16 protein-coding genes are annotated in these 15,551 nt (G+C 46.5%); 11 read left to right on the forward strand and 5 right to left on the reverse strand.

The features are described from left to right. Positions 1-173: 173 nt before the first annotated feature. Positions 174-863, reverse strand: a complete 690-nt coding sequence (locus tag OOF89_RS21030) for a 4-carboxy-4-hydroxy-2-oxoadipate aldolase/oxaloacetate decarboxylase (RefSeq protein ID WP_266082648.1) — start codon at positions 861-863, stop codon at positions 174-176. A 209-nt stretch (positions 864-1,072) separates the two neighbouring features. Here OOF89_RS21030 and OOF89_RS21035 point away from each other — a divergent pair, with 209 nt between their 5' ends. After that, positions 1,073-2,110, forward strand: a complete 1,038-nt coding sequence (locus tag OOF89_RS21035; RefSeq protein WP_266082650.1) for a zinc-dependent alcohol dehydrogenase — start codon at positions 1,073-1,075, stop codon at positions 2,108-2,110. A gap of 176 nt (positions 2,111-2,286) precedes the next feature. Here the strand turns inward: OOF89_RS21035 and OOF89_RS21040 are convergent, their stop codons facing one another. After that, a complete protein-coding gene (locus tag OOF89_RS21040; protein ID WP_266082652.1) occupies positions 2,287-3,204 on the reverse strand; it encodes an NAD-dependent epimerase/dehydratase family protein in 918 nt (305 codons plus the stop codon). A 355-nt stretch (positions 3,205-3,559) separates the two neighbouring features. Then, the gene (locus OOF89_RS21045) at positions 3,560-4,330 is read right to left on the reverse strand and encodes an IclR family transcriptional regulator (protein WP_266082654.1); all 771 of its coding nucleotides are present in this window, start codon (positions 4,328-4,330) and stop codon (positions 3,560-3,562) included. A 176-nt stretch (positions 4,331-4,506) separates the two neighbouring features. Between OOF89_RS21045 and OOF89_RS21050 the strand changes: the two genes are divergently transcribed. Then, a complete protein-coding gene (locus OOF89_RS21050) occupies positions 4,507-5,151 on the forward strand; it encodes an MBL fold metallo-hydrolase (RefSeq protein ID WP_266082656.1) in 645 nt (214 codons plus the stop codon). Here the strand turns inward: OOF89_RS21050 and OOF89_RS21055 are convergent. Then, positions 5,141-5,581: a universal stress protein gene (locus tag OOF89_RS21055; RefSeq protein ID WP_266082658.1), complete on the reverse strand. Its 441-nt coding sequence runs from the start codon at positions 5,579-5,581 to the stop codon at positions 5,141-5,143. The genes OOF89_RS21050 and OOF89_RS21055 overlap by 11 nt on opposite strands. A 233-nt stretch (positions 5,582-5,814) precedes the next feature. Between OOF89_RS21055 and OOF89_RS21060 the strand changes: the two genes are divergently transcribed. From OOF89_RS21060 to OOF89_RS21095, 8 genes are all read left to right on the forward strand, one after another. After that, positions 5,815-6,852, forward strand: coding sequence for a Bug family tripartite tricarboxylate transporter substrate binding protein (locus tag OOF89_RS21060; RefSeq protein ID WP_266082660.1), 1,038 nt, complete (start codon positions 5,815-5,817; stop codon positions 6,850-6,852). A gap of 282 nt (positions 6,853-7,134) precedes the next feature. Then, entirely contained in the window at positions 7,135-7,620 is a 486-nt protein-coding gene (locus OOF89_RS21065) for a tripartite tricarboxylate transporter TctB family protein (RefSeq protein WP_266082661.1), read from the forward strand. Next, entirely contained in the window at positions 7,617-9,116 is a 1,500-nt protein-coding gene (locus tag OOF89_RS21070; RefSeq protein ID WP_266082663.1) for a tripartite tricarboxylate transporter permease, read from the forward strand. Before OOF89_RS21065 ends, OOF89_RS21070 begins: the two co-directional genes overlap by 4 nt. Before the next feature lie 548 nt (positions 9,117-9,664). Beyond that, positions 9,665-11,377: a propanediol/glycerol family dehydratase large subunit gene (locus OOF89_RS21075; protein WP_266082665.1), complete on the forward strand. Its 1,713-nt coding sequence runs from the start codon at positions 9,665-9,667 to the stop codon at positions 11,375-11,377. An 11-nt stretch (positions 11,378-11,388) separates the two neighbouring features. Further along, positions 11,389-11,964: a propanediol/glycerol family dehydratase medium subunit gene (locus OOF89_RS21080; protein WP_266082667.1), complete on the forward strand. Its 576-nt coding sequence runs from the start codon at positions 11,389-11,391 to the stop codon at positions 11,962-11,964. A 15-nt stretch (positions 11,965-11,979) separates the two neighbouring features. Beyond that, positions 11,980-12,393, forward strand: coding sequence for a diol dehydratase small subunit (locus OOF89_RS21085; RefSeq protein WP_266082669.1), 414 nt, complete (start codon positions 11,980-11,982; stop codon positions 12,391-12,393). A gap of 66 nt (positions 12,394-12,459) precedes the next feature. After that, positions 12,460-14,355 (forward strand): diol dehydratase reactivase subunit alpha, encoded by a 1,896-nt coding sequence (locus OOF89_RS21090; RefSeq protein ID WP_266082671.1) that lies wholly within the window; start codon positions 12,460-12,462, stop codon positions 14,353-14,355. After that, a complete protein-coding gene (locus OOF89_RS21095; protein WP_266082673.1) occupies positions 14,348-14,710 on the forward strand; it encodes a glycerol dehydratase reactivase beta/small subunit family protein in 363 nt (120 codons plus the stop codon). The genes OOF89_RS21090 and OOF89_RS21095 overlap by 8 nt, the downstream gene beginning before the upstream one ends. 5 nt (positions 14,711-14,715) lie before the next feature. Here the strand turns inward: OOF89_RS21095 and OOF89_RS21100 are convergent, their stop codons facing one another. Continuing rightward, a complete protein-coding gene (locus OOF89_RS21100) occupies positions 14,716-15,123 on the reverse strand; it encodes a GlcG/HbpS family heme-binding protein (protein ID WP_266082675.1) in 408 nt (135 codons plus the stop codon). 168 nt (positions 15,124-15,291) lie between these two features. On the opposite strand from OOF89_RS21100, the gene OOF89_RS24685 reads away from it, so the two are divergent. Next, on the forward strand, positions 15,292-15,465 hold the full coding sequence (locus tag OOF89_RS24685) for a M24 family metallopeptidase (RefSeq protein WP_407661676.1): 174 nt from the start codon (positions 15,292-15,294) through the stop codon (positions 15,463-15,465). The last annotated feature ends 86 nt before the right edge of the window (positions 15,466-15,551 follow it).

Here is a 15,551-nt window from a genome sequence, read left to right on the forward strand (position 1 = left end):
GGTCAGCCTTTACTCACGTAAAAAACGACATAGCAAAAACGCCACGTTGTATTAGGTATCAAGGGAAATGGCTGAGCGGTATGGAAACACACGTCCTCTTGAACAAGAGAGCAATGGTTCAGTCATATTTTACGTAGTAATAAGGAACTACGGTTTATCGTTGAGCAGGATTATTACTGAGCTGAATCTTCAGGACCGATCACCTCAAGGTTCTCATACAGTTTGTCATACCCGCTGATCTCAAAGAGATAATCACCATTCTGAATACGCTTGCGAATATTATCTTCGGCGTCCATTTTCTCATGCGACCGTTCTAGAATCGACAGGGCATTTTCGGATGGGACAATTGCTATGCCCTCGTCGTCTCCCACTACGATATCACCTGGGTCAACAGTAACCCCTCCACAGGAAATCGTGACATTAATCGAACCAGGGTCCTGCTTGAGTGGTCCTTGCGGATGAACACCTCGGGCATAAACGGGAAATTCCATTTCTTCGATCTCCTTGCGATCTCGAATGGCACCATCAATGACGATACCGGCAAGGTCATTTGCTTTACAGGATGTGCACATTAGTTCCCCTAAGTGACCAGTTTCCAGATACCCATTTGCATCGATTACGAGAACATCCCCTGGCTTTGCCAACGTGATCGCTTTGTGAATGATTAGGTTATCACCTGGTGAGGCCTTTACAGTTATTGCAGTTCCAGCTAGTTCAGCACCATTGTAGATGGGCTTCATACCAGAATCCATTGCGACCCCGACATTCCCAGTTACGTCGGACACAATCGAACTTGGCACCTTCTCAAATCCTGAAACGATCTCAGACTCTGGTCTATTTACACTCGGCTCTACCGTATGCATGAAAGAACCCGTGTTCTCAGGTCATTTTAAACTACTGGTTCTTCACAACATAAATTTGTGATTGTTCTGTTGTTTACCATATTGTCTACTCTCTTGATTCGTACCATTCAAAGGTTAAACGTTGAGCCTATTATCGATAGTACCGTAATTTGAGGAAAATAACTGACTTAATCAATAAAACTATAATCATCGGCACGTGATGAACGACCATGCGTGGATTAGCCAAAGTTGCGCGTAACGAAGGCGCTATGCAACTCATAGATCGCCCCAAACCGACACCAGCAGAGAATGAAGTACTCGTTGAAGTCAAGTATGCAGGTCTCTGCGGAAGTGATGCTGGTATCTACAAATTCAAGTCTGCTTTCGAGCGGATGGACCTTCCGACCGTTATTGGGCATGAATATGCAGGATGTATTGTAGAGACCGGTGCGAATGTTTCCAGCTATAACATCGGTGACCATGTGGTTGAAAGACCGATTCGACCGTGCGGAGACTGCTATCAATGCCAAATTGGCGAGGAAAATATCTGCCAAAATACAGCACTTACGGGTATTGACCACGATGGAGCCTATGAGAAATATATCGCAGTCCCCGAGGACGTCCTTCACAGTGTCCCAAGCGACATTCCATTGAACCACGCCGCAATAGCAGAGCCGACGGCTATCGCTGTACGTGCAGTTACTAAGAATTCGAGAGTCGAGCCCGGTGATCGCGTTCTTGTTGAAGGCCCAGGTCCAATTGGGTTGCTAACCGCCCAGATCGCTGACGCTCAAGGCGGGGATGTTGTAATTTCGGGAATTGGTCGGGATGCAAACTATCGCTTACCTCTCGCTCGGGAACTCGGCTTCGAAATTATGAACGCTGGAGAAGATGATTTAGAAGCCGTCCGAAGGGACAAGACGGACGGTGCTGGATACGATGTCATATTTGACACTACTGGTCATCCTTCTGGACTGACTACCGCCTTCGAAGAGGTCAGGAAAGGGGGACAGGTCGTTTTAGTTGGTCAAACCGGTGAAACTACGATGGCATATACACCTCTTGTACGCTCTGAAATCGATATTCAATGTACCTACGGAGCTCTGTTTGATGATTTCGAGCGCGCATTCCGCATTATTCAATCCGGTGATGTTGATGCGGAGACGTTTATCGACGATAGATTTTCACTTTTCGATGTTGAAGAAGCATTCGAGGCATTTCTTGCTAGCAAAACCGCGAAACCGGTTTTCGATATCTCCGAACTCTAAGACAAGGCCTCAAGTCAGCAAGATAAGTAGAATAAATGATTGGCTACGATTCTTGTGAGCTCTACCTTCTGGGGGAACTTTTCGAGATGAGGATCGACTCAATATACTACGAAATTTTTAAAATAGCTAAAGACACAGAACTGTTGATCTCCGCGTTGTTGAGACAGACATCAAAGCTACTCGGAAGTGTGTTCGACCGCGGGAGGATGTTTCCACTCGGAGGCATCATCCTTTGGATCATATCCGAGAACCGCCTGGGCATGCTCTATGTCGAACCAGCGAGCAGCATTTCTACTGACCGCGTAGAATGTATCGTAGACCACTGTCTCGTCCTTGAGGCAGCACTCGATTAAGTGTGCAAAGTCTCGCTGGGAAGTCCAAGAGGCTTTCAGACGTTTTACCATTTCTTCGTATTCATCACTGTTACGTTTCCATGATCCGGTTTGTGACTGATCCCAGACTTCGTCTTCATCGGTCAATTTATGCTCATCAGTGCGATCGACACCACGCTCAGCATCTCCGTAAGGATGGTCATATTCTTCGGTTCGTACACTTGAAATACGGAGTGAATACACCTGCTCTGGTGCCCCCTCACGGCGTGCATGTACCCGACAAATGTTCTCACCGAATACTTTGGAAGCCCCATAATATCCATCCGGTTTCGGAAGCGTCTCGTGAGTGAGTCGGAGAGGATCAAATTGAGTCGGATAATCCTCTTCGAAGAGTTTAGGAGCATGATCTTCCTCGTAAAGACCCATCACCCGTTGTGAGGAAGCAAAGATGAGTTTCTGCACATTCGCATCTTTCATCGCTTTGAGGACGTTGTATGTCCCGATGATATTTGGATCGACGATTCCTTCGAAGTCTGCACCAGCATCTGACTGTGCTGCTAAGTGAATTACCGTATCTTGATCTTCGAAGGCTGGACGGATTGCGTCGTAGTCCGCGATATCTGCAACATATGTTTCATACTCTGGGTGGTCACTACGATCGAGGAACGTGAACTCATACTGGTCCTTTTCAAAGAGATTAGTGAGGATTGCTTCTCCAGCCTCTCCGAACGGTCCCGTCACTAGGACATTTTGCTTACTCATCGATATTCTCAACGACGTACTTCTATTATTTATAATTTCGGCTGACATGGGACATCCCTGAATTTGAGTGCCTTAGAGGGTACACCAGTAGTAGACAAACTAACTTGCCGATGGAGGTATTGGCCAGTAATTCCCTTGAAAACCAATTTTGCTGTTCCAGAAGAATACAAAATCGGAATCGGGCGAAAGGAGGAAAATCCCGTCCTAAGCGTGCTTCATCATTGTTGAAGTAGACAGTCGAGATTGAGAACAGATGACGTATCTTTACAGACATAGTCATGTAATAGAAGCTCCGACCTAAAATTACACAATTAGTTCTGTCATGGATAAGCGGCACAGAAATGGAATCGATCCTTTATTGTTTGATTTTCAATTCGATAAAATTCTGCTTATCGAAGAGTGCTGGTGCGATTTCCTCTTCAATACGCGTGTCTCCCATCCGGCTAATGGGTCCGCTAGCACTTATTGCACCGATTACTTCATTGCGCTCCGATAATATTGGAACAGCTACTGCGCATACACCAGTAAAGTGCTCACTGCGGTTGACTGCGTATCCACGATCTCGAATTTCTGCCAATTCTTTCTCGAGTGCTTGTCGGTCTGTGATTGTCGTCGGAGTTAATTTAGGTAATCCACGAAGATCGAGTATCATATCGAGTCTCTCCTGCGAAAGCCGAGAGAGCATTGCCTTACCCAAGCCCGTTGAATGTAAATACAGATGAGAACCGAGCGGAGCATTATCATCGATAGACGATGAGTTTCGCGATTTATACAGTTGGACCATATAACCGTTCTCGATGGTACCTACGTTAGCGTATTCTCCAAGGGTATCAGAAAGGTCGTCTACCTCGTCTTTTGCAGTCTGAAAAAGCGAAAGCTTGTCACGCATCTCACCACCAACTCGGAGGAATCGAAGACTACATCGGTATTCTCTTTCTGATTTTATCACATACTCATTCGCTACGAGAGTAGAGAGATGAACATGTGCGGTACTCATAGGGAGTTCTAAATCGTCAGTAATCTCCGAGAGGGTTACCGGTCCATTCTCGCGAAGATATTCGATAATCTGGAAAGCCTGATCTACACTTTTTAACCGTTGTCCGGGAGTTTCTTCTTCATCATTCATACTCTATACTCGTATATAGCTACTATTAAGAACTCCGATTGTTTCAAGCATATTGAAGTGGTATACGGAAAAGTCAAATTTCCAATCGTCTTAGATGGCTATACAACCTCTTAGAACCGAAGTTGCGGTAGTCCACCGTTAGTTTTATGCGAAACGGTAGGTCATAATTACTCGCAATGATCGCAGAACCAGTAGCTGATGGGATTTACAAAATCCAGTTCGAACACGTTCGTGTATATGTGTTGGAAGACGTTCCAAAAGGTAAGACGACGCTTATCGACACGGCGTTCGATGAAAACGGTGAAGAGCTAGTTGAGACACTCAAAAAGGAGTTTGGTATGATCGATCGGGTGATTCTCACTCATGGCGATCACGGTCACCACGGTGGGCTCCCATACGTTATGGAAGAATTTGACCCGGAATTGGTTGCTGCCGATAACGAATCAAAACTCTACGAAGCAATCGAATATGAACCGGATGTACGCTTTGAAGACGGTGACACTCTCGAAAGTGATATCCAGGTGATCCAAGTTCCGGGTCATACGGAAGCTACATCCGCGCTATTGCTGACCGATAGGGATATTCTTATCTCTGGAGATTCGCTTGATGGTTCAGATCGAGCGGGGCTACCAGAAGGATACCTTCTCCCACCGCCGGCGTTATTCAACGATGACCACAAAGCAGCTGAGATCAACCTTTACGATTTGCTCCAATATGATTTCGAGACGGTGCTAGTATTCCATGGAGCAAACGTCTTTGAAAACCCGAAACAGAAACTCGATGATTTCCTCGTAGAGCGTGAATGGGATCCTAGGCCGTAGTTGTATTTTCCATTATACAGGTAACGACTGGACAATTGGCCTCTAGTAATACCGACTGAGCGAAGCTTCCGAACACCACTTTTCCGGTGGGTGATCTTTTTCGAGGACTTACAACGATATATCGGGCGTCTTGGTTGTCGGCATATTCGACGATCTTATCCGCTGGGTTGCCGACTAACCCAACGGCTTCATACTGGATTTCTATATTTGATATTGCTTCTTCGGCCATCTCTGCTGCTGCAATGCGTATTTGATCCATATCTAGGGGGTCGCCGGCTTGAGCATTGGTTTTCCCCAACTCCACAAATTCCGACCGGGTTAGTGCGTGAATAACATGGAGCGAGTCACCGAATGCTCGTGCTAATTGTGCTGCTTCATCTACTGTATATGCGGCTCGAGCGGATCTATCCACTGCTGCAACGATTACCATATTCAGAGATGTTTACTACCACATATTACTGTTTCGCTACAGTAACTCACAAATCGGACTGTAAGTTAGTACGTGATCGCTTTGAGAAATCGAGGAAGAACGACCCTGCCAACAGACAACAGATATATTTTTGAACTACTATTCATAATTTAATAGCAATACTATATGTTCAAAAAAATTGCAATATTCGCAAAGAAAAAACTAAATAATAGTCTCTACACGATGGAAGTGAGATGGTTGGTAACCAGTCACTCGTCCGTGTAGAAAATGAAGAGTCTCGCAACCAAATTAGCTCTAAACGGCGCAATTTCATCAAAGCAGCAAGTGGAGCCGGAATCATCAGTACTGCTGGCTGTTTAGATAAGTTATCAAAAAGTAGAGGCCAGAATTGGCCATCCGGACAAGTGGAGATTATCGCTCCATGGGCAGCTGGAGGAGGGTCGGATCGGACTAGCCGGGCTGTGGCTGACGCAGCTGAAAAACACACGGAAGCGACGTGGAATGTGAAAAATCAAACCGGCGGATCTGGTTCGGTTGGGATGAGTGCCGTAGCGAACGCGAAACCAAATGGACTTACTCTCGGATGTACAGCACCAGAGATTTGCTTGTACGAACATCTGGGAATCGCCGACTTATCCCCTGATAACATCACGCCGATTATGCAATATACGCAGATGCCAGCAACCATTGTCGTACATGAAAATTCAAAATACAATTCTTTAGATAAATTTCTCTCCTTTGCGAAATCGAATCCTGGGAAAGTAAAGATGGCAAACTCTGGCACAGGTTCTTCATGGCATATGGCGGGTGCTGCATTCGTGCATGAAGCAGGAATCGATGTTAAACACGTCCCATATGATGGAGCGAAGCCTGCGATAACAGCCACACTAAATGGAGAAGTCGACTGTGCAACTGTTGGCGCTGTCGAAGTAGCACCACAGGTTCGAGATGGACCACTCGAAGCGCTTGGTGTGATGTACGATGAGAAGCTTGAGTCGCTTCCACAAACTCCAACGATGAAACAGCAAGGTGTAGATATCGTAATTGGCTCGTGGTTGGCTCATTTCGGGCCAAAAGACCTACCAAACGATGTCCGTGATTCAATCGTTGATACGTATAACGCTGTATACGAGGACAAAAAATTCAAGAAGTTCATGGATAATAACAATTTCTTGAGAGTCAAACGTGGACCGGACGAACTAAAGAAATTTCTTGATGAGAAGTACAAATACTATGGTCAGCTCGTCAAGGAGATAGATGTGAATAAATAAAAATTAAGAGTAATAGAGCGAGAAGGGTATGATAGTGGTACCGAAAACGCATGGAATAGAATACGACGAAGCAATCTAAACTCATTACAATGCTAACTTTGGGTGTTATTCTATACCAGTATATTTATGTACCGCCATAATAGAGATCAACAAGAAAGTACCTGAGGTATGATTAGCAGAGATCCTCGGTCAAACTAAATCATTAGAACCAATTATGTTTGATATCCAAGGCCTCAGTGTGCTTGACAGGCACAAATTACAGTTAAAGGGTGTGAACTTCACATGGTAATCAGCAAAGAGAAAATCAGGTCAAATCCGCTCGCGTTACTGTTCATAGCTGTATCGATAACAGTAATACTATTTGCTAGTCGATTTCCGAGTGACGGTCAAGTAGGACCAGGGTTCTTCCCTATCATTATCTCACTTGGTATAATAATGTTTGCAGTAGTGGATTTGATGATAGACGATGATACAGCACTTGAGATGAGTGATTTTGATTTTAAAGCGGCCGTACTAATCTTCGTTCTACTCTTACTCTACTTAGGTCTAATGCCAATCTTAGGATTTTTAGTGGGGACGATTGCATTTTTACCCATCATTCTCTACTACTCAGGGGTCCGATCGAAAGTTACTATTATTTCGATATCGATCTGTCTTCCAGTTGTGTTGTTTTACTTGTTCAGCCGGTTCTTTCTCGTTCGACTTCCTGAGGGGATTATACCGTTCTCGAGGTTACTTCCCATACTTCCCATAGGGGTGATCCTATGATAGATAACGTTCTCCATGGGTTCACGACCATTCTGAACCCGTTCACATTACTCCTGATGGTGTCAGGAATACTCCTTGGTATATTCATGGGTTCGATTCCTGGGATGACCGCGACGATGACCGTTGCAGTTCTACTGTCGTTCACGTTTACAATGGATCCGACAAATGGGATGATGCTGTTGTTGGGAATCTATGGGGGCGCAGTATATTCAGGATCTATCCCTGCAGTTTTGATTCGCACACCGGGGACTCCCTCGGCTGCGGCGACAATCTTTGATGGCTATCCGCTCTCTCAAAAAGGCGAAGCGGGAAGAGCGATCAGGATTAGTACGGTTGCCTCGTTTGTAGGAGGCATAATCAGCGTACTTGGTCTGATATTCTTTTCTCCCGTTATTGCAAATGCTGCTCTACGATTTCGGTCACCGGAATTTTTCGCATTGGCGTTCTTTGGGTTGACAATTATAGCCAGTGTGAGCAGTGATTCGCTCACAAAAGGAATGATGTCCGGTCTATTGGGTATGCTCGTTGCAACAGTTGGAATCGATCCGATTGCAGGATTCCAGCGATTTACATTTGGAGTTCCAGAGCTGCTTACTGGAGTCCAGTTCATCGCTGTGATGATTGGGCTCTTTGGGATTGCAGAAGGATTGAAGTCCTACTCTGAAGGGATTGACAGAGACGGAAAGAAAGTTGATCAAGAAATCGAAGGAATCATTCCATCGCTTTCAGATCTAAAGTCCATCGGGCCAGTTTCGGTAATGTCTGGAATTGGTGGTGTTATTATCGGCGCTATCCCAGGTGCAGGCGGTGATATCGCAGCTTTCATCACTTATAACGAGGCAACGAGATGGATTAAGGACGCAACACCATCATTTGGAAAAGGAAACGTACGAGGAATTGCCGCAGCTGAGTCTGGGAACAACGCAAGCACTGGTGGAGCACTTATTCCGACTCTCACGCTTGGAATTCCCGGTGATTCCGTTTCAGCGATTTTAATCGGTGCTCTTGCAGTACATGACATCCAACCCGGTCCGGCTCTATATCAAGAGCAAACAGGGCTGTTGTATGAGATATTCATGGGCTTCCTTCTCATCTATGTCTTTATACTACTATTCGGGTTGCTCGGTGCCCATTACTGGGTTCGATTGATTAATATCCGCGAGTCCTTGCTTTGGCCAGCAATATTCGTACTCTGTGTAATCGGTGCAATCGCACTCAGAGGCAACGTCTTCGATGCATGGATAATGCTAGGTGCAGGGGCCATTGGGTACGTTCTCCGACTACGTGGGTATCCTCTTGCACCGATGGTCCTCGGACTAATCCTTGCACCAATTGCCGAAGAGAACCTCCGGCGTTCGCTTTCTCTGTCCGGAGGGTCGCTTGATATCTTCTATCAGAGTCCGATTGCTCTCATTATCTTGCTACTAAGTGCCGGGACATTAATTTTACCAGTATTTAGGAAGGTATCTCCAGGGTTGTCGGATATAATGAGCTAATATCTAATATTAACTAAAATAATTATAAAATATCCCCATTCACAAACAATAACTATCAGAACAAGCAATTGCGCAGGACTTGTGTATATTATTTCCAATACTACACAGTATAATATTCGACTGTAGAGTTGAACCATATTATTTTCTATTTTCTTAGTAGTGTTTATTATTAACTTCAGTCCTTATAGTATAGGGTAGACAATTGATTTTATAAATTAGATCGACTAAGTACTATAATGTAATTGTATCGCTTGATCCTGAATGCTCTCTAGAAATGTTGTGTATTGCATTAAATAGGCAATACTAGTATCTGTTCATACTTTTACCTTGGGGATTTTCCAGTGGTATTATTGACTGTAGAGTGCTACATTTCGTATCTTGGAAAGAATCTCGGTAGGTGTAGTTGAAGACAACTAAAGGAAATAACCATAGAATCAGGAAACATAGTTCAAACCGACTTGTTATTTTGAAAACAAGCTTGGATTATTTAATGATAAAATAAGAAAAATCTATGTGGGTTCCAGACGCATGGTATGTTGTTTCAAAGCATGAGTGAGAGAGAGGAGGGTGAAGTCGAGAATGCGGACACAAAGCAACACAAAAGATCGAATCGGTTCAAATCACTCGATGAAAAGCCGGTGAATCAAGACGGGTTCGCAAAAGAGTGGCCAGAGGAGGGGCTCATCGCAATGGATAGTCCCAATGATCCTGACCCTAGTGTAACTGTCAAAGAGGGAGAGATCGTCGAGATGGATGGAAAGCAGCGAGAAGATTTCGATTTTATCGATTTCTTCATTGCGGACTACGCCATCAATGTGGAGAAAGCCGAGGAAGCACTCGCTATTGATTCAGTTGAGTTTGCTCAACGACTCGTAGATATTAACATCGCACGTGAAGACATCATTGAGCTTACGACTGCAATGACTCCAGCAAAACTGGCTGAAGTAGTGAACCAGATGAACACACTGGAGATGATGATGGCATTGCAGAAAATGCGTGCTCGAAAGACGCCAGGCAACCAAGGCCATTGTACGAGTGTCAAAGATCACCCCGTACAAATAGCGGCTGACGCTGCCGAGGCAGCGCTCCGAGGATTCGACGAAATCGAAACCACGGTAGGAGTTGCTCGATATGCGCCGTTTAACGCACTCGCTCAGCAACTTGGAAGCCAAGCTGGGCGCGGAGGAGTACTCACCCAGTGTGCTGTCGAGGAGGCGACCGAACTGGAATTAGGGATGAAAGGCCTGACGACGTACGCTGAAACAGTATCTGTCTACGGGACGGAATCGGTCTTCAAAGACGGAGATGACACGCCATGGTCGAAGGCGTTTCTCGCCTCGGGGTATGCTTCTCGTGGATTGAAGATGCGGTTTACGTCTGGTTCCGGTTCAGAAGTGAATATGGGACAGGCGGAAGGAAAATCGATGGTCTATCTAGAGTCACGCTGTGTTCTCGTGACAAAAGGATGTGGTGTCCAAGGATTGCAAAACGGTGGAATTAGCTGTATCGCGATCCCATCCGCCGTCCCATCGGGGATTCGAGGCGTCCTTGCAGAAAATCTGATTACGACCATGGTAGATTTAGAGGTCGCATCAGGAAATGACCAGACGTTCTCTCATTCGCACAAACGCCAGATGGCACGGACATTCCCACAATTGGTCGCTGGAACAGATCTCATCTTCTCTGGATATAGCACCATGCCGAACTATGACGATATGTTCGCCGGATCGAACTTCGACTCATACGACTATGATGACTACAACGTTGTGCAACGGGATCTCAAGGTCGATGGGGGACTAAAGCCGATCGCAGAAGAGGATGCAATTGCAGTGCGAAATACTGCCGCACGGGCAATTCAAGTTGTATTCCGAGAACTGGGTTTCCCACAAATCACCGACGAAGAAGTTGAAGCCGCGACATATGGTGATGGGAGTGATGATATGCCGGACAGAGACCAAGCTGCGGATCTGAAAGCCGCAGAAGAATTGATGGAAGGAGATATCACTGGATTAGATATCGTAGAAATCCTCGCCGATCATGGTTTTGACGACTTGGCGGAAAACATGTTAAATATGCTCAAGCAACGGATCTCCGGAGATTATCTCCATACATCTGCGGTCATCGATGGGGAATTCAACGTAACTAGCGGTGTAAACGACAGAAATGACTATCAGGGTCCTGGAACCGGCTACCGCATGAGTGAGGAGCGTTGGGAAGAAATCAAAGATATTCGGCATGCGTTCGATCCAGAAGAAGTCTGATCATTATAACAATGAGTACTAAAACCGAAATTAGTCGACGGAAGCTCCAACTTGAAGAGAAAGGGATTGCCGAAAAGGGAAGTGAAAGTGACGAAGTCGTAATCGCGATCAGTCCAGCCTTCGGGGAGACTCAAACCTCAACGATCGTGGATATTCCGCTTGCAAATGTGCTACGTGAGACGATGGCTGGAATCGAAGAGGAGGGCCTCAAATCACGACTTGTTCGGTTTATCGATACTGCAGATCTAGGGAATCTCGGGAACCGAGGCGCAGAGTTGAGCGGATCGGGAATCAGTGTCGGTATCCAGTCGAAAGGAACGGCATTGATTCATCAGGCAGATTTACTTCCGCTTAGTAATCTCGAATTATTCCCGCAGGCGCCATTGTTAGATCGCGAGAAATTCAGAGCCATCGGAAAAAACGCAGCAAAGTACGCAAAAGGAGAGAATCCGTCACCCGTTACGGTCGAAAACGACCCGATGGCCAGGCCGAAATATCAAGCACTCGCCGCAGTACTCCACATCAAAGAGTCGAAATCAATCGACGAGTCACGAGAACCAGTTGAACTCGAAGCTCACTTCGAATAAAGACCACTACGATCCATGTCCGATAACAACACAGACGAACCAAGCGAGTATCCCCTCGGAAAGAATCCAGATCAAGTCGAAACGCCGACCGGAAAAACGATGTCCGATGTAACGCTCGAGAGCTTGGCAGACGGCGATGTCGACGCAGCAGACATCCGTATTTCCGCAGAAACACTCGAAAAGCAAGCGACAGTCGCAGAATCTGCTGGTCGTTCGCAGATGAAACAAAACTTCCAACGAGCGGCAGAGTTGACTGAGATACCGGATGAGCGCATATTAGAGATCTATAACGCACTTCGGCCAAGTGGAGCAGAGAAAGAGAAATTGTTGGAGATTGCCGACGAACTCGAGGAGAAATATGATGCACAGATCAACGCAGAACTCGTTCGAGAAGCTGCGGAAGTCTACGAAACACGTGGACTGTACTAACGAATCTACACGGTTGTGATTGCTGCCGTTCGTTTCCCCCTTTCACTACAAAATACGATACTACACATGAAATACATCGCAGGAATCGACATCGGGAACTCCAGTACCGAGGTCGGAATTATTCGGCATGATCAGGAGTCGTGGCGGTTCGTCGCTAGCAGTCTCTTTCAGACGACCGGTCTCAAAGGGACGACCGAAAACATTCCAGGGATCAAACGAGCATTGGAACGAGGAGTGGAAAACGCCGGAATAGAGGTAAAAGACCTTGATCTCCTTTTGTTGAATGAAGCAGCACCGGTGATCGGTGATGTTGCTATGGAGACGATTACTGAAACGATTATCACGGAATCGACGATGATTGGTCACGATCCATCGACACCCGGTGGTGTTGGAATCGGAACTGGAACCATTGTCGATATTTCGGGCTCACAACAAACTCATTCAAAGGACGACGATATCATTTTCCGAGTCCCGAGTGCGGTCGATTTCGCAGATGTGGCGGCCATTATCAATGAGTGGGCCGAGCAAGGATACGACATCCAAGGAGCGATCCTCCAGAAAGATGACGCCGTACTCGTTTCCAACCGCTGTGAGATCGATATCCCGATCGTAGACGAGGTGACTGAAATCGACGAAGTACCGCTCGGCCAACCTGCTGCCATCGAAGTCGCTTCATCAGGACAGACTATCGATACCCTCTCGAATCCCTACGGCATTGCGACTCTCTTCGAGTTAACAGCAGAAGAAACACAGAAAATCATTCCAGTTGCACGAGCCCTGGTTGGAAACAAATCTGGCGTCGTAATCAAAACACCAGAAGGGGATGTCGAAGAACGGAGCATCCCAGCAGGATCACTTACTGTAACCGGTGAAGACGGGTCAAAGAGTACCGTCGATACTGAGGATGGAGCACAAGCGATTCGAGAAGCGATCAGAAACCGACGACCACTCAAAGATGTCACTGGTGAATCCGGCACTAATATCGGAGGAATGCTGAACCGAGCCCGCACTGAGATGGGTGAAATCACCAATCAGAACCCAAACTCGATTCAGATCCGTGATATTCTTGCAGTGGACACGGTCGTTCCCCAAGCAGTAAAGGGAGCAGTCGCTGGCGAATATCGGATGGAAAACGCTGTCGCGCTTGCCTCGATGGTCAAGACCAATCGGCTTCCGATGGAACAGATCGCAGAAGAACTGGAACAAGAGATCGCTATTGACGTTCACATCCAAGGGATAGAGGCATCAATGGCAGTACTTGGATCACTGACGACACCGGGAACGGATTTCCCGATCGCAATCCTGGATATCGGAGGAGGGTCCACCGATGCAGCATATATGAACGAACACAAAGAGATCGAATCGATTCATCTCGCTGGGGCAGGTGATCTCGTCACTATGCTCATTGATTCGGAACTCGGGTTAGAAGATCGAAAAACTGCTGAAGAAATAAAGAAGCATCCAGCCGCAAAAGTAGAGACCCTCTTCAGTATCAGGCATGAAGACGGGACTGTTGATTTTCTGGAAACTGCTGTTGACCCTGAGCTCTTTGGAAAAGTCGTACTACTAAAGAACGATGATAAGATGGAACCGATCAATACGGATCATTCACTGGAAGAGATCCGGTCGACACGTCGAGAAGCAAAAGAAAAAGTGTTCGTGACGAACAGTGAACGGGCGCTTCGTCAAATCACCCCGTCGCTAAATATTCGCCATTTACCGTTTGTGGTAATGGTTGGCCGGTCGGCACTCGATTTCGAGATTCCCGAAATGATCTCGAATACCTTAGCTGAATATGGGATTGTTTGTGGTAGTGGTAATATCCGAGAAGAACAGGGTCCGAGAAATGCTGTTGCCACCGGTCTCGTACTATCGCATATCGATGGCGGTTCTTTCCTTGATTTCGAACTACCTGATGGGCTTTCGACATCGATTACCGAGAAGGTGGCGACAGATGAGTAATACTACATCATCTCCGCGGCCACAGATTGAGGTCTACTATCAAAGTGAGCGATCCGACGTACTCGATTTCGTGGAATATGGTATTGAGGAAGAGGGTGTTCCCTGGCACGTCGAGAGCATGCAGCGAGACGACCTACTCATGGTTGCACACGAGGCTGCCGATGATTCTCGACTAGGCATTGGAATTGCGATTGGGGACGGAAATCCGAGTCGAACTATTCTTCAGCATGAACGGATGCCAGAAGACCAACCGGTATTCGATGTGTCTTCACCAACACTTGTGCAAGCTCGACTTCTTGGAGCAAACAGCGCCCGGTTAGCAAAACGGACTCCGTTGAAGCGGATTCCCGAATAGAGAACCTATGATTCAAATGCTTCGACACCGGCTTCAGCAACGGTTCGATCTTCTTCAACCGCTCCACCACTCACCCCGACAGCACCAACGACATTGCCATTAACACGAAGGGGATATCCACCCCCGAAGATGACAATACGGTCATCATTCGTCGAATGAATCCCGAAAAGAGACTCATTTGGTTGACCAGCGTCTGCGAGTTCATGAGTCGGCATTTTCAGACTCACCGCTGAGTAAGCTTTGTTCTGGGCAATATCGATGCTCGCTAGGAGGGCATCATTCATTCGGCGAAAGGCAACCATATTAGCTCCTTCATCGAAGACGGCTATACACATCGGAACCTCAATCTCTGTCGCTTTCTTTTCAGCAGCAGTGAGGATCGATTTTGCAACATCTGTACTTACGTTAGTCATTGTTCATCACGGACTCGTTATACGCTAACACAACTCGGAGTATAAGATTTATGCTGAAGATCGTATGGATTGCAGTATTGTTTTGCAGGGTACGATAGGCTTGAGGTCCACTTTGAATTGAGTAGATCTCCGCTCGTCGCCGCTCTGTGAGGATCGAAGAGACAGGTTATGGAGACACTTTTCACATTGGGTTGCCATGTGCTCGGGGTTGAGGGCCACGAACCACCGTATCTAGTGGAGGGTAATGAATCGATCCTCTCTATGGGGAACGCGTTCACGATTGAACCAGGGATCTATGTTGAGTGTATCGTGGTGTTCGCATCGAAGACGACGTCGTTCTAACCGATACTGGACTGGAGGTCTTGACACAAACAACTCGTGAACTCGCTCACCTATGACGGAGGAACAGTTAGACGAGTTCTCCATCT

Origin of the sequence: Haladaptatus caseinilyticus, assembly GCF_026248685.1 — an archaeon.
In the GTDB taxonomy this organism is placed as follows: Archaea; Halobacteriota; Halobacteria; order Halobacteriales; family Haladaptataceae; genus Haladaptatus; species Haladaptatus caseinilyticus.